Source organism: Sphaerisporangium sp. B11E5 (genome assembly GCF_039871875.1).
Lineage (GTDB): Bacteria > Actinomycetota > Actinomycetes > Streptosporangiales > Streptosporangiaceae > Sphaerisporangium.
In genome coordinates this window covers 19,949-34,984 of record NZ_JBDPMD010000024.1, presented here as the reverse complement: position 1 = coordinate 34,984, position 15,036 = coordinate 19,949, and the positions used below count along the sequence as shown (strand labels likewise).

Sequence of the window (15,036 nt, the reverse complement as noted above, 5' to 3'; positions counted from 1 at the left end):
GCGGCGTGGAGAAGACGAAAGGACGATCCGATGACTGAGACGGCGAACCTCACCGATGCCGCGACCCATGAGCTCGACGGCACCGGCGCCGCGCTCCTCGAGATCGACGCGGAGGAATGCCTGCGCCTGATCTCCCCCGGAGGGGTCGGCCGGGTGGCGTTCAACGCCGCCGACGGGCCGGCGATCCTGCCGGTGAACTACCGCGTCGTGGACGGCGCGATCGTGTTCCGCATCCGCGCGGGCGGCGTCATGGACCGTGACCTGCGCACGGGCATGAAGAACGTGGACATCAAGATCGCCTTCGAGGTGGACGAGATCGACCCCGCCCGGCAGGAGGGCTGGAGCGTGCTGGTCCAGGGCCCCTTCCACCAGGTGACCGGCGACGAGGTGTCCTGGACCGCCGACGTGCCGGTACGGCCCTGGGCCGGTGGCACCCGTGACCTCTACGTTCGTGTCACGCCCGTGCGCGTCACCGGCCGTCGCGTCCGGCCCGTGTGAGGGCCGGCGCGGCCCGCCGGTGAGCTGATCGCCCATGGCGGGATGAGATATCCGGCGAGCCGATGCCACAATGTCGCTATGACCTCGGCTGAGTCGCATTCCCTCATTCCCAGCATGCGGCTGGACGAGTTGCTGGCGGAGTTGCAGACCCGGCTGTCCGCGGTGCTGGCCACAAGGGACCGGGTGCACACCCTGCTCGAAGCGGTCGTGTCGATCGGCAGCGACCTCCAGCTGGAGACCGTGCTGCGGCGCATCGTGGAGACCGCCACCCGGCTGGTCGACGCGAGCTACGGAGCACTCGGGGTGGTGGGCGAGGGCGGCACGCTCATCGAGTTCATCCCGGTGGGGCTCAGCGAGGACGAGATCGCCCGCATCGAGCACTGGCCGCACGGCCTCGGCCTGCTCGGCCTGCTGATCAAGACGCCGGAGCCGCTGCGGCTGGCACGCATCTCCGACCACCCCGAGTCGTACGGCTTCCCGCCCGGCCATCCCCCGATGGGGTCGTTCCTCGGGGTGCCGCTGCGGGTGCGCGCGGAGGTGTTCGGCAACCTCTACCTGACGGAGAAGCGGGGCGGGGCCGAGTTCGACGAGGAGGACCAGGCGGTCGTCACCGCGCTGGCCACCGCGGCCGGCGTCGCCATCGAGAACGCCCGACTGTACGAGGAGACCCGCCGCAGGGAGATCTGGCTGCGCGCCTCCTCCGAGATCACCACCAGTCTGCTGTCCGGCGCCGGCACCGAGCAGGTGCTCACCCAGGTGGCCCAGCGGGCGCGCGAGATGGCCGACGCCGACATGGTCACCATCCTGTTCCCCGCCGAGGACGGCGAGAGCCTGCGGGTGCGCATCGCCGAGGGCGGCGGCGAGCAGGCCGGCACGGAGGTCCCCGTTGAGGGGTCGCTGCCCGGGGCGGCCTTCACGGGCGGGGACCCGGTGATGGTCAGCGATCTGGACACGAGCCACCTGCGGCTGCCCGTGACGTCCGAGTGGGGCCCGGCGGCGGCGGTGCCGCTCGGCACGGCGGGCTCCGTGCGCGGGGTGCTGACCCTGGTCAAGCGGTCGGGCAGGTTCCCGTTCACCGAGTCGATGCTGCACATGTTGCAGGCGTTCGCCGGTCAGGCCGCGATCGCACTGGAGCTCGCCGAGGCCAGGCAGGACGCCGAGCGCCTCGGCCTGCTGGAGGAGCGCGACCGGATCGCCAAGGACCTGCACGACGTCGTCATCCAGCGTCTCTTCGCGGTCGCGATGACGCTGATGGGAGCGATGCGCCTGGTGGAGCGCCCCGAGGCGTCCACCCGGGTCCAGCACGCCGTCAACGAGCTGGACGAGACGATCCGGCAGATCCGTTCCACGATCTTCGCCCTGCAGGCCCCGCTCGACGGCGGCGACCCCGGGCTGCGCGCCAAGATCGTGCACCTGGTGGAGGGGGCACGCGGCCACCTGGGCTTCATGCCGGGGCTGCGCATGGAAGGGCGGCTCGACAACATCGTGCCCGCGCCGATCGCCGACCACCTGCTCGCCGTGCTGCGCGAGGCGCTGTCCAACGTGGTCAGGCACGCAAAGGCCGGCAAGGCCGACGTCTCCGCCGAGGTTGCCGACGGCCAGGTGACCCTGGTGGTGCGGGACAACGGCGTCGGGCTGCCCGGCGACGGCCGGCGTAGCGGGCTGCGCAACCTTCAGGAGCGGGCCGAGCAGCTCGGGGGCACCTTCACCGCCGAGTCAGGCGATGACGGCGGCACCGTGCTCACCTGGCGGGTGCCTCTGGATTGATGAGGCGCCCCGACACCTGCTCCGCCATGATCACGATGAAGTGGTCGTGGCTGCCCGGCGCCCACGGCACGAGGGGCAGCGTCTCGAGCCGCCGGATCTCCCCGGGATCGGTCACGGCCCTCGCGCGGCCGACGACCGTGACCGACCAGCCTGTGCGGGACTCCCAGTCGATGTCGTCGGCCTCGAAGGCGACCACGGCGCGGCGGGTGGCGATGGCCAGCTTGGTGCCCACGGCCGTGCGGATGACGATCTCCTCGCCGTCGAGGTGGAAGTTGACCGGCTGCACGGCCGGCAGCGCGCGGTCGGTGAAGACGATCCGCCCGATGGGCGTCGTCCGCAGCAGGCGCAGGCACTCCGCACGCGACAACACCCGCAACCCGGCCGAGTCCAGTTTCATGTATCCAGACTCCCCTGTTCAGCCGCGCCAGGGATGGGACGATGGTCCTGATCCTCCCGCCGATGTGCCTTGTTCGCGCCGCCCGCGATGGAGTGTTCGGCCGAGCCCCGGAATCTATCGGCAAGGAGATTGACGACTCGCGGCGCGAAAGCACACCGTTGTGACAACCGGCCAGGTGAGCGGCCTTCCCCCGGAAGATGGACGGCCGCTCCACCGGGCGAGGGTTCACCGGCCCATGGAGAGCCAGGTCATGACGGTGTACGTGCCGATCCTGAAGGGTCGCCGTCCGCAGTTCCAGGCGCTGAGCCACGTGGCCGATCAGGACGACATGCGGCCGGTCATCGAGGTCGAGGCGGGCGAGCGGGACACCGACGTCAAGCAGAGCGTGGCCCGGCTCGCCGGCGAGGTGGGGCGGCGCATACCGGACGGCGTGGGCCTGGCGTTCGACACGGCGCCGCTCGCCCGCGGCTTCGGCCGCTCGGCCCCCCGGGAGGCGCTTTCGCTGCTGGCCTCGCTCCTCGGCGACCTCGGCCACTCGTTCCGTCCCGTCATCCGCCCCGGCGACGACCCCGGCGCCCTGGGGGACGTGCGGCGGCTGGTCGCCGAGCACCAGATGGGGGTGTGCCTGCGGGTGGACGGGGCCTACGCGTACCGTCTCGGCGAGGTGCGGCCGCTTCTTGAGCAGCTCGACGCCGTCGGGGTGGCCGCCGAGCGGGCCGACGTCGTGGTGGACTGCGGGTACGTCGGCTCTGCGGCCGGCGCGGTCACCGGGGTCGCCTGGACCGTGGAACTGCTCCTCGGCGTGCCGTGGCAGTCGGTCGTGGTCGCCGGGGGCTCGTTCCCCGCGCCCGCGGACCTGCGTGCCCTCCCGCCGCGGAGGGTGCGTTCCATCCACAGGAAGGAGGCACCTCTGTGGCGGGAGGCCGCCCGGCGCTGGCCGGTCGGTTTCGGCGACTACGGCGTGGACCACCCGGGCCCGCCGCCCGAGGGACGCCCCTTCGGCCCGAGCCTGCGCTACACCGTCGGCGACGACTGGCGCCTGTACCAGTGGCCGACGGACGCCGCCGGCAAGCACAGCACCTTCTACGACCTGTGCCGCGCCCTGCGGGAGTCCCCCGACTGGCCGCGGGACGGGCCGGCGTTCTCCTGGGGGGACAGGTGCATCGAGCTGGCGGCGCTGGGGTGCGCCGGGCCGGGCGGCGGCGCGCAGTGGAAGGCCTATTCGTTGTCCCACCACCTGGCGGCGGTCGCGAGGGCCCTGGAGAACGGCGCGCCGGATCACGGAATGTCATGACCACGTGCGTGACGGATTACCCGGAGACGGCGTGATGTCTACGATGGTGGGACCGCAGGCGAGCCGTGGAGGTGGTGGCGTGCCGGCTGTCCTCGGCGGAGATCATCGCGCGGGCGTCTTCTGCTCCGACGACGCCTTCCTCTCCGCCAGCGTGCACTTCGCCCGCGAGGGCGTCGGCCAGGGGGCACTGGTCATGGTGTTCCCCGCCGTCCACCTGATCGAAGAGGCCCGTGACCGGCTCGGCGGCGACGGCACCCTGCGCGCGGCCGGCCGCGAGAGCCATGTGCAGGTCCTCGACAGCCGCGGGACCCAGCTCAGCTCCGGGCGTTTCGACCCCGCCCGCCTGCGCCGCACCTACGCCACCGCCGCGCGGGACGCCCGGGCCGCCGGGTTCAGCGCGTTGTGGGTCTCGGTCGACATGAGCTGGGCCAGGCCGGACGTGGTGGACACCGAGGCGCTCCTCGCGTTCGAGGCCGGGGCCAACAGCCTGTTCACCCCTGGCACGCTGACCGCCGTGTGCCAGTACGACAGGCGGGTCTTCTCCGAGCCGCAGATCGCCCGCGCCTGCCGCGCCCACACCGCCGGGCCGCACACCTCGGCCTGGCTGCGCCACCGCAGGACCTCCGACGGACGTGGGCTCGCCCTGTCCGGCGAGGCCGACCACTCCAACCGCCTGGCGTGGGAGGCCCTGATGGGTTCCCTCGGCCCCGGGGACGACGTCCTCGACGTCACGGCCATGACGTTCCTGGACGCGCGGTCCATGGCGACCCTTGTCTCCACCGCGCGCACCCATCCCCGGCGTCTCACGGTCGTGACGTGCCGGCGCCATCTGGGGCTGCTCCGGCTGCTGCGCGCCGGCGACCACGCCACGGTCGAGGTGGCCGGCGAGGCCCCGTAGCGTCAGGACCGTCTCCAGGTCAGCACGCCGCGGGCCACCAGCTCGACGGTCACCACCGTCGCCACGGCCTCGGCGGCCAGCAGCGCCACCAGCACCACGAGCTGCACGATGCCCGCCTCGGCGGGGCCGGCCCCGCCGAGGAGCATGCCGACGTACGCGCCGGGCAGGGTGACGAGGCCGACGGTCCTGGTCTGGTCGAGGGCGGGGACCAGCGCCTGGGCGGCGGCGGGACGGCAGATCTCCATCGCCGCGGCCCGGCCGGTGAAGCCCAGGGCCAGCGCCGCCTCCACCTCACCCCTGCGGTGCGTGAGCTCGTCCACGGCACGCCGGCCCGCGAGCGCGGTGGCCGTCATGCAGCCCCCGAGCAGGATGCCCGCGACCGGGATGATCACCAGTCCGGCGGTCGCGGTGACGCCGCTGAGGGTGAGGAGGGCGAGCACGGGCACGGTGCCCGCCGCGATCGGCGCCGCGGCCCACCAGACGGCCGGCCCTGCCGTGATCCTGCGCCCGGCGGTGTACGCCGCGACAGCCGCCATGAGCAGGATGAACCCGCCCACGGCGGGCGGCAGGCCCACCACCCAGGCGATGACCGCGGACACGGCGGCGAGTTGCGCGGCGGCCCGCAGGCAGGCCGTCACCATGGCGCGGGCGTGCCCGAGGCGGCCGAGCCCGCCCACGGCGGCGCCCAGCACGGCGAGCAGCACCAGCACCACCGGCAGCACCGGCGTGACGGAGATCAAGGAGGACGACCGCATGGCGCCAAGTCTGCCCCGGGTGGCGGCACGTCCACGGCCGGGGACCGAGCGATTCGGACGACAAATCCCTGGGTTTCCGCTCGGGAATATTCCGGACATTTGTCCGTAACTGATGATCTATACCGTCATGGGCATCCGAGGTCCCCAAGGAGCCACGTGGTGCCCAAGATCCGCTTCGCCCTTACCGCACTCCTCACCCTCTCCCTCACCGTCGCCCTCACCCCCACCGCCGCCGAGGCCCGGCCGCACCGGCCGCCCGTCCTCGACCTGGAGAAGCTCACCGGAGCGCAGGCCCTGACCATGATGGCCAAGGGGCAGCTCACCTCCGTGGAGCTCACCAAGGCCTACATCGACCGCATCGCGGCACTGAACAAGCGCGGCCCGGCGCTGAACGCGGTGACGCAGCTCAACGCGAACGCGCTGAAGGAGGCCGCGCTGGCCGACCGGCAGCGGGCGTCCGGGCGTGTGCTCGGACCCGCGCACGGGCTGCCGGTCCTGCTGAAGGACCTCATCGACGTCACCGGCATGTACACCTCGGCGGGCAACTACTCGCTGCGCGGGTCGTATCCGGCGACGGACGCGGGCATCACCAAGAAGCTGCGCGAGCGCGGCGTCGTGATCCTCGGCAAGGTGGGCCTCTCGGAGTACGCGAACAGCTTCGGCAACCAGCCGTCCGGTTTCGGAAACCTCACCGGGCAGGTGCTCAACGGCGTCGACGCCGACCAGAACCCCAGCGGTTCCTCGTCCGGAACCGGCACCGCCATGGCCGCGGCCATGTCCACGCTCGGCATCGGCACCGAGACGTCCGGCTCGATCATCAGCCCGTCCAACGCGCAGAGCCTCGTCGGCCTGCGTCCCACCGTCGGCCTCGTGCCGGGGTACGGCATCGCGCCGATCAGCGCGTCGCAGGACATCGCCGGGCCGATGGTGCGCAGCGTGTCGGACGCGGCGCTGACGATGGCGTCCATCGCGGGGCCGGACCCGCTGGCCGACGCGGGGTACAAGGCGATGTTCGGCGACGACTACATCGCCAACGGCGTCATCCCCGCTCCGCCTGCGACGGTGCCGGACTACATGAAGGCCCTGGACCTGAACTTCGTCCGCGGCAAGAAGATCGGTTACAACGGCACGCTCACCGACGGCACCCCGCTCAAGGCCGCCTATGACGCGCTGACGGCCGCGGGCGCCGTCATGGTGCCGCGCCCCACCGTGCAGATCCCCACGCTGCCGAGCCTGCCCGCCGGGTACGAGCAGCACAAGAGCATCGACGAGTACTACAAGCGCCTCGGCCCGAACGCGCCGATCAAGTCGCTCGCCGAAGAGGTGGCCGACAACCAGGCCAACGCCCAGCAGGCCCTGAAGTTCGGCAACAACAGCCACCTCAACGCGCTGAACGCCGACGTCACCCCCGGCGGCGCCAACGAGACCGCGTACCGGGCCACCCTGCCGGTGCGCAAGGCCGCCTGGCACAAGGCCATCAACGACATGCTCACCTACACCGACTCCGACCCGGCCAAGCCCGCCGACCCGGTCATCGCGATCCTCGGCGGCGTGCCGAACGGCCCGCAGGCCGGGTACCCCACGATCACCCTCCCCATGGGCTACTCCGCCACCCACCGGCGCGCGGTCAGCGTGCAGGTGCACGGCGGCGCCTACAGCGAGTACGACCTGATCGGCGTCGGCTACGTCATCGAGCAGGCCACCCGCCTGCGGCAGCCGGCCTCGGCGGTGAACCCGAGCATGTACCGCTGCGCGGACACGGTCCCCGCGCCGCCGTTCGCCAAGCGGGGGCACTGCAACCCCGGCTACGACGCCGTCATGGACCTGCTCGGCCGCGCGCCGAAGCCTCTGCCGTTCTCCCTGGAGACCGAGACGGCGCAGAGCCTCGCCACCCGGCTCGCCGCGGGCCGGCTGAGCTCGGAGGACCTGGTCAGGGCGTACCTGTACCGGATCGCGCTGACCAACGCCGACGGGCCCGCCACGCAGGCCGTGCGCTCGATCAACCCGGACGTCCTCAAGGAGGCCAGGGTGATCGACAAGGAGCGCGACAAGAGGGACACGTGGGGCCGCAAGCCGGCCCGCGGCCCGCTGTACGGCCTGCCGGTGCTGCTCAACGACGGCTTCGACGTGGACTCGCTGCCGACGACGGGCGGTTCCGTCGCGCTGCAGGACCTGCGGCCGAACCGCGACTCGACGGTGGTGGCGAAGCTGAGGGCCGCGGGGGCGATCATCCTCGGCAAGACCAACATCACCGAGCTGAACGGCGTCTTCGACGCGAACCTGCCGAAGGGGTACTCCTCGCTGGCCGGCCAGGTGCTGCTGCCGTCCGACACCGACAAGACCCCGGCCGGCTCGTCCGCCGGTTCGGCGGCGGCGACGGCCTCCGGGCTCGCGGCGCTGACCGTCGGCATGGAGACGTCGCCCGACTCCGCGCAGCTCCTCGCCCCCGCCGACGCCGCGGGCGTCGTCGGGCTGAAGCCGACGGTCGGCCTGGTCAGCCGCACCGGCGTGCTGCCCGTCGCCCGGTCGCAGGACGCGCCGGGTCCGATCACCCGCAGCGTGTTCGACGCGGCGGCCGCGCTGACCGCGATCGCCGGGCCCGACCCGGCCGACCCGGCCACCAAGGGCGCGCCCGTCAAGGACTACACCGCGGGCCTGTCCACGACCGGCCTCCAGGGCAAGAAGATCGCCGTCGTGGCGAGCACCGCCGAGCCGTACCCCACCGTGGTGACGGCCCTGCGGTCACTCGGCGCGGCCACCACCCAGGTGACGGTGGGCACGCCGAGCCCCGACCCGGCGAGCGTCGTGCCGAGCGAGTTCAAGCGGGACCTCGACGCCTACCTCGCCGGCGTCCGGCGCGGCCAGGGGGCCCGGTCGTTGCAGGCCGTCATCGACTACAACAGCGCCAACCCCGTGGAGGGACTCAAGTACCAGCAGGGCCAGCTCCTCGCCGCCCAGGCGATCGACCTGGCCGACCCCGCCACCGGCGCCGCGTACCAGGCCGACCTGGAGGCGGGCAAGGCGTCCAACCGCGCGGTGATCGACGGCATCCTCGCCAACGGGACGCCTGACGACAAGTCCGACGACTTCGACGCCGTCCTGGTGCCCACCGGCAACGCGCTCGTCGGGTACGCCGACCGCGGGGGCTACCCGGCGCTGACGGTCCCCGCCGGCTACGGCGCCACCGCGAGCTCCGCCGGCCACAACCCGATCGGCGTCACCTTCGTCGGCACGGCGTTCAGCGAGAGCACCCTCCTCGCCGGCGCCTACGCCTTGGAGCAGGCGGCGAACGTCCGCCTCGCGCCGAGCTTCACCAACCCGAGCATGTGGCGCTGCGTCCCCGGCAGCACGTTCTTCACCGGCGAGCTGTGCCACCCCGGCGACCGCCTGCTCGACCTCCGCTCCCACCACTGATCACGAGGGCGCGGGCCCCGCGCCCTCACCTGTCAGTGCCTGTCAGTGCCCGTGGCCTCCGGACTCCTCCGGGGCCGCGGGCACCGCCGGGACGCCGTCCGTCCGCGCCGTGAAGGCCGCGGTGCGGACGGCGCCCTTGTGCTTGAAGTCCAGGAACAGGCGGTAGGAGCCGCCGCTCGGCACCTCGGCGTCGAACACGACGGCGGGTCCCGGCCGCGTACGCCCGTCGCCCGGCGCGCCCGCCGGGTGGACGTGCAGGTACGCCAGATCGCCGCCACGCAGCACCACGAGGTGGCCGTACGCCTCGAGGTACGGCTCCAGGTCGGTGACCGGCTTGCCGTCCCTGCTCACCGTCAAGGTGAGCCTGCTCGTCCGGCCCGCCGTCAGGTCGCCGTCCAGGGTGACGGTGTAGCCGTCCACGGTCACGGTGCGGCCGGTCGCCGGCGGCGTCACGGGCCGGTAGTCGCCCGCCGCGTAGAGGTCGGCCCCGAGCGTGAGCCCCGCGCCGCCCTCGGGCACGAAGTCGGCGAACATCCGGTACGCCCCCGGCGCCGGCACCGTCAGCGGCACCGACCACACCCCGTCCGCCCCGAGCTCCGGGTGCAGGTGCTGAAATTCCCCGAGGTCACGTGGCACCACGATCAGGTGCAGCTTCTTGCCGTGCTCCACCCGGTACGCCGTCACGGGCCGCCCGTCCGGCCCTGTCACGGTGAACCGCAGGTCCCGCGCCTCACCGGCCGTCAGCCGGGTGTCCAGCGGCGACAACGTGTACCCGTCCTGCGACACCTGCAGCCCCGCAGGCACCGCCGCCTCTCCGGGCCGCTCCGCGGGCTCCGCCGCCCGGTCCTCCGGCTCGCCGTGGCCGCCTTCCGCCGCCGCGTGGCCTCCGCCGTCCCCGGTCGGCGCCGGCGGGCCCGCCAGCCGTCCGGCCCAGAACGTGCCGCCGAAGATCAGGGCGAGGCCGAGGACGCACGCGGCCAGTTTCGCCGGGGTGCTCATGAGCCGCCCTTTCCGTCGTGTCGCATCTCGCCGCCTTCCGCCGGGTTTCCCATGCCTCACACCCTACCCCCCTAGGGTATTGCCGCCTACCCGTTTGACGAAGGTCCCTTCACCACGAGACGTCCGCCTCTGCTCCGGGGGGCCGGGCGGCGGGAGGCTGGCCGCAGAGGGTCTGAAGGAGGCCGTGCCATGATCGCTCCTCTCGCCACCGATCTCGGCGTCCGGCGGCTGCTCGTCGCGGCCGGGGAGGCACCGTCGGTGCAGAACACCCAGCCATGGCGTTTCCGCGTCACGCGCCGGGACACCTTGGAGATGTACGGCGACCCGGAACGCCGCCTCGCCGTGAGCGACCCGCGCGGCCGTTCCCTGTGCGTGAGCTGCGGCGCGGCCCTGTTCAACCTGCGCCTGGCGATCAGGCGCGCCGGTTACCGTCCCCTGGTCACCCTGCGGCCCGCGGTGGAGCCCCGTCCCCTGGCCGTGGTGGAGATGACGCGCGCCGAGCCCGCCACGCCGCAGGAGTGCCGCCTGTACGACGCGATCCCGGCCCGCCGCACCAACCGGGAGCCGTTCGACGGCGCCCCGGTCCCGCCCGCGGTCGTGGCCGAGCTGAGGATCGCGGCGAGCCGCGAGGGCGCCTGCCTGGTGCCGCTGGACGGCCCGGCCGCCACCGACATGCTCGACTACGCCGCCCTGGCCGAGGAGGAACTGTCCCTCGACACTCCCTACCTCGCCGAACTCGCCCGCTGGGCGTTGCCGGCGTACGTCAGGGGCCCCGCCCCGGCGGGCGACCCGCCCGTGACGCGGCTCTTCGGCGAGCGCGCGAGGACCGCCCCCTTCGAGCCCCGCCCGTGGCTCGCCGTCCTCACCACCCCGGGCGACCGCCCCGCCGACTGGCTGCGCGCGGGTCAGGCGCTCCAGCGTGTGCTGCTCACCGCCACCGTCCACGGTCTGTCGGCCTCGTTCCTCAACCAGCCGCTCGACCTGCGCGACATGCGCAGGCGCACCGATCCGCGCCACCGCCGCGGCCACCCTCAGATGATCATCAGGCTGGGCTACGGCCCGCCCGTCCCCCGCGCTCCTCGCCGCCCCGCGACCGAACTGGAGACCCGTCATGTCTGAGGGTCCCGCCACGCCGCCCGGCACGAGCACCGCTGTTCCCAGCCACCCGCGCAGGCCAGGAGGAAACACCATGCGCACCACAGTGGACAAGGTCATGACCGGCGACGTCGCCTTCGTCGACAGTTTCGCCCCCCTCAAGGACATCGCCGAAATCCTCGTCTCGCGCGGCGTCAGCGGAGTCCCGGTCGTGGACTCCGACCGCCACGTCATCGGCGTGGTCTCAGAGATGGACCTGCTCCGCAAGGAGGAGTTCCGCGACCAGTTCTACCGCGAGGAGTACCGGCCCCCGCTGCGCACCCGCCTGCGCCACCGCGTGAACGGGCAGGGCGGCGTGGCCGTGAAGGCACGCGGCCACACCGCCGCCGACGTGATGACGGCCCCCGCGCTGACCGTACGCCCCACCTCGACGGTCGTGCGGGCCGCCCGGCTCATGGACGAGCACGACGTCAAACGGCTGCCCGTCGTCGACGAGGAGGGCCGCCTGGTCGGCATCGTGAGCCGCCACGACCTGCTCAAGGTCTTCACCCGCCCCGACGCCGACATCGCCGCCGAGATACGCGGCGACATCCTCGGCAAGTACGTCCTGATGAACACCGGCGACATCCAGGTCGACGTCGACCACGGCGTCGTCCGCCTGCGCGGCACCATCACCTACCGGGGCGAGGCCGACATCGTCGCCCGCGTCGTCGCCCGCCTCAACGGCGTGGTGGACGTCGTCAACGAGATCACCTGGGCGAACGAGGACCCCGAATGGCGCGGCGCCTGACCCTGACACGACCGGCCCGCCGGGGCAACCCGGCGGGCCGGCGATCGATCGTGTTCAGGCGCGCTCGGTCGGTGTGAGCGGCAGGGGCAGCACGGGCTGCAGCCGGAACAGCACGGGGTGGACGTCGCTCTCCACCGCGGTGGGGGTGACCCGCCCGGCGACCGCCCTGAGGACGTCGACCGACGTGACGAGGCCGGCGACGCGTCCGTGCTCGTCCACGACGGGCACCGCGTCGAGGCGGGCGTCCAGCATCGCGGCGGCCACGACGTCGAGGGGGTCCTGGCACAGGACGCGCGGCAACCGGCCGTACGGCAGCAGGTCGCGGACCTGGCGGCGCGCCATGTCCCCCGGTGAGCCCTGCCATTCCATCGCGAGGGTCTCCAGGGTGAGGATGCCGTACAGCCGCTGGTCCTCACCGATGACCGGGATGTGGTGGACCTCGGCGCGGCGCATCAGCTCCCACGCCATGAGGGGCGACTCCTCCGGGGTGACCGTGACGACGTCCCGGCTCATGACGTCGGCCGCGGTGAACGTGGTCATGGCTCCTCCTCCGGCTCGCACGGACGGCGAGCGATGCTGGACTTCTCCTCTTCCATCGCACCACGCGGGCACGCCCGCCCGCCCCCGCCGAAGGTCCCCCGGTCACGGGACCTTCGGACCGACGTTCGCCCCTGCCGCACCCACCACCTCCGGGCGCACGGTGGGGACACGGAGCTCGCCCGCCCGTCCCCAGCGGGCGATGAGGAGGATCCATGTGCTCGAACGTGCGTGACATGATGACCCGCGACGTGGTGTCCGTGCCCACCGCGATGACCTTCAAGCAGGTCGCCCGCACCCTGGTCGACCACGCGATCAGCGCGGTGCCCGTCGTGGACGCCGGCGGTGCCGTCGCCGGCGTCGTCTCCGAGGCGGACCTGCTGCGCAAGGAGGAGTTCCGGGAGCTGTACTACCGCGAGTTCTACGAGGCGCCCGGCCGGGCATGGGGCGGCTACGCGACCGGGACGGCGGCGCGCCGCAAGGCCGAGGCGCTGACGGCCGCCGACCTGATGACGGCGCCGGCCGTCACCGTCCGGCCGGACACCTCCGTGGTGCGGGCCGTGCGGATGATGGACGAGCGGGGCGTCAAGCGCCTGCTCGTGGTCGGGGACGACGGCCGTCTCGCCGGCATCGTCAGCAGGAGCGACCTGCTGCGCCTGTTCGTGCGGGACGACCGCGACCTGGAGACCGAGATCAGGGAGAAGGTCCTCGCGCCGGCCCGGTGGCTGGCCGCGGACACCGTGGCCGTCGCCGCAGACGATGGCGTCGTGACCCTCACCGGCCACACGCGTACCCGCAGCGGCGCGGAACTGGCCGCCCGCATGGCCGCGCGTGTCAACGGCGTGGTGGACGTCGTGAACCGGCTCGGCTGGGAGGAGGACGACCTGTCGTCGTGGCGGCCCCGCTGACCCGAAACCTTTCGACGCAGAAGTTTTCATGTTTCGCTGCCGTGTCGCAGTCGCTATGCCTATTCTTCCTGTGAGTTCAGGGATGACCTAAATCACAGTTGACTGGCAACTTCGGCACGGATCATGCGGAGTTGGTCATTTTGTCGAAATTTTTCGGTGACGTGTTGTGGTGACTGGGAACCACCGGGTCACGCTCCCCCGCCTGCTCCGGCGCCGAGCGGCGGAGGACCCCGGGCGGCCCGCCCTGGTGGTGGCCGACGTCGGGGAGATCTCGTTCGGGGAGTGGGATCGGCGGGCCGACGGGGTGGCGCGTGCGCTGATCGAGCGTGGGGTGGACACCGGAGGCCGGGTAGGGCTGGTGTTCGGGGAGCGGGACTGGATCGACCTCGCTGTGATGTGGTGCGGCGTCATGCGGGCGGGCTGTGTCGCCGTGCCGCTGTCCGACCGGCTGGCACCGGCGGAGATCCGGCACGCGCTCACGGACTGCGCGGTGACGGCCGTCCTGCACGGCGCCGGCGTCGAGCCGCCCGAGGTGGGCGAATGGCGCGCCACGCCGTCCGAGCTAGGCGAGGACGCGCAGGCGGTGGAGCGTGAGCCCGGGGCGAGCGGGCTGGCGCAGATCATCTACACCTCCGGCACGACGGGGCGCGCCAAGGGGGTGGGTGCCACACACGCCAACCTCGCGTACGGCGTCACCACCGATCCTCGGCGGCGCAAGCTCGCGCACTCCAAGCACTTCCTGCACGCGTTCCCCATCGGCAGCAACGCCGGGCAGACCATGCTGGTCAACGCGCTGGACGCCAGCCCGGCCGCGCTGACCCTGCCGCGTTTCACGCCGGGGCGCTTCGCCAAGCTGATCGAGGCGTACGGGGTGGGCACGGTGTTCGTGGTGCCCGCCATGGCCATCGAGCTGCTCAACGCCCGGGTGCACGAGCGGCACGACCTGTCGAGCGTGCGGCTGCTCGGCTCCACGGCGGCGAGCCTGCCGCCCGCCGTCGCCGCGGGCATGGCGAGGGCGTTCCCCAAGGCGACGATCGTCAACTACTACACCTCCACCGAGGCGGCCCCGGCGCAGACCACGATGATCGTGGACCTGACGCGGCCCGCGTCGGTGGGGCGGCCCTCGTCCGGCAGCGACCTCAAGATCGTCAAAGCGGACGGCGCCCCGGCGGCGACCGGCGAGCAGGGCGAGGTCTGGCTGCGCTCCCCCGCCGGGACCCGCGCCTACTACGGCGACCGGCGGCTGACCGGCGCGACCTTCCAGGACGGCTGGGTGCGCATGGGCGACATCGGCTACCTGGACGCCGACGGCTACCTCTACCTCGTGGACCGCGAGAGCGACGTCATCAAGTCCGGCGCGCACAAGGTGTCCACGCTCCAGGTGGAGGCCGCGCTGTACGAGCACCCGGCGGTCGCCGAGGCCGCCGTGGTGGGTGTGCCCCACCCGGTGCTCGGCAAGGTGACCGCCGCCGCCGTCGTCACCCGTTCCCCGGTCACCGCGGCCGACCTGCGGACGTTCCTGCTGGACCGCCTCGCGGGGCACGAGGTGCCGAGCCGCCTGCTGTTCCTTCCCGAGCTGCCGAAGAACCACGTGGGGAAAGTCGTGAAGCCCCGGCTCCTCGACCTGCTCGACCGCGCGTCACCGGCCGCACCGTAGAACCCCTGGCGGCTCCGGCGGCCAGCG

Annotated in this window: 13 protein-coding genes; 9 read left to right on the top strand and 4 right to left on the bottom strand. The window is 72.8% G+C overall.

What is annotated here, in order from left to right:
* Nucleotides 1–30 precede the first annotated feature (30 nt).
* On the top strand, nt 31–498 hold the full coding sequence (locus ABGB17_RS21635; protein ID WP_347632310.1) for a pyridoxamine 5'-phosphate oxidase family protein: 468 nt from the start codon (nt 31–33) through the stop codon (nt 496–498).
* A 78-nt stretch (nt 499–576) separates the two neighbouring features.
* Nucleotides 577–2,265 (top strand): GAF domain-containing sensor histidine kinase, encoded by a 1,689-nt coding sequence (locus tag ABGB17_RS21630; protein WP_347632308.1) that lies wholly within the window; start codon nt 577–579, stop codon nt 2,263–2,265.
* Here ABGB17_RS21630 and ABGB17_RS21625 read toward each other — a convergent pair.
* Nucleotides 2,240–2,662, bottom strand: coding sequence for a pyridoxamine 5'-phosphate oxidase family protein (locus ABGB17_RS21625; protein ID WP_347632306.1), 423 nt, complete (start codon nt 2,660–2,662; stop codon nt 2,240–2,242). The genes ABGB17_RS21630 and ABGB17_RS21625 overlap by 26 nt on opposite strands.
* Before the next feature lie 235 nt (nt 2,663–2,897).
* On the opposite strand from ABGB17_RS21625, the gene ABGB17_RS21620 reads away from it, so the two are divergent.
* Both ABGB17_RS21620 and ABGB17_RS21615 read left to right on the top strand, forming a co-directional pair.
* On the top strand, nt 2,898–3,956 hold the full coding sequence (locus ABGB17_RS21620; RefSeq protein ID WP_347632304.1) for a hypothetical protein: 1,059 nt from the start codon (nt 2,898–2,900) through the stop codon (nt 3,954–3,956).
* Nucleotides 3,957–4,035: 79 nt separating this feature from the next.
* Nucleotides 4,036–4,854, top strand: a complete 819-nt coding sequence (locus ABGB17_RS21615; protein WP_347632302.1) for an MEDS domain-containing protein — start codon at nt 4,036–4,038, stop codon at nt 4,852–4,854.
* Nucleotides 4,855–4,856: 2 nt separating this feature from the next.
* Here the strand turns inward: ABGB17_RS21615 and ABGB17_RS21610 are convergent, their stop codons facing one another.
* Nucleotides 4,857–5,609 carry an ABC transporter permease gene (locus ABGB17_RS21610; RefSeq protein ID WP_347632300.1) on the bottom strand — a complete coding sequence of 251 codons (753 nt, stop codon included), beginning with the start codon at nt 5,607–5,609 and terminating at the stop codon, nt 4,857–4,859.
* Between the two features lie 159 nt (nt 5,610–5,768).
* Here ABGB17_RS21610 and ABGB17_RS21605 point away from each other — a divergent pair, with 159 nt between their 5' ends.
* Entirely contained in the window at nt 5,769–9,023 is a 3,255-nt protein-coding gene (locus tag ABGB17_RS21605) for an amidase family protein (RefSeq protein ID WP_347632298.1), read from the top strand.
* A 42-nt stretch (nt 9,024–9,065) separates the two neighbouring features.
* On the opposite strand, the gene ABGB17_RS21600 is transcribed toward ABGB17_RS21605, so the two are convergent.
* A complete protein-coding gene (locus tag ABGB17_RS21600; RefSeq protein ID WP_347632296.1) occupies nt 9,066–10,022 on the bottom strand; it encodes a hypothetical protein in 957 nt (318 codons plus the stop codon).
* A gap of 189 nt (nt 10,023–10,211) precedes the next feature.
* On the opposite strand from ABGB17_RS21600, the gene ABGB17_RS21595 reads away from it, so the two are divergent.
* Nucleotides 10,212–11,141 (top strand): nitroreductase family protein, encoded by a 930-nt coding sequence (locus tag ABGB17_RS21595; protein ID WP_347632294.1) that lies wholly within the window; start codon nt 10,212–10,214, stop codon nt 11,139–11,141.
* Nucleotides 11,142–11,211: 70 nt separating this feature from the next.
* Nucleotides 11,212–11,907, top strand: a complete 696-nt coding sequence (locus ABGB17_RS21590) for a CBS domain-containing protein (RefSeq protein WP_347632292.1) — start codon at nt 11,212–11,214, stop codon at nt 11,905–11,907.
* Nucleotides 11,908–11,961: 54 nt separating this feature from the next.
* Here ABGB17_RS21590 and ABGB17_RS21585 read toward each other — a convergent pair whose 3' ends face one another.
* On the bottom strand, nt 11,962–12,447 hold the full coding sequence (locus tag ABGB17_RS21585) for a CBS domain-containing protein (RefSeq protein WP_347632290.1): 486 nt from the start codon (nt 12,445–12,447) through the stop codon (nt 11,962–11,964).
* Nucleotides 12,448–12,659: 212 nt separating this feature from the next.
* On the opposite strand from ABGB17_RS21585, the gene ABGB17_RS21580 reads away from it, so the two are divergent.
* A complete protein-coding gene (locus tag ABGB17_RS21580; protein ID WP_347632288.1) occupies nt 12,660–13,352 on the top strand; it encodes a CBS domain-containing protein in 693 nt (230 codons plus the stop codon).
* Between the two features lie 169 nt (nt 13,353–13,521).
* Nucleotides 13,522–15,009, top strand: coding sequence for an AMP-binding protein (locus ABGB17_RS21575; protein ID WP_347632286.1), 1,488 nt, complete (start codon nt 13,522–13,524; stop codon nt 15,007–15,009).
* Nucleotides 15,010–15,036 lie beyond the last annotated feature (27 nt).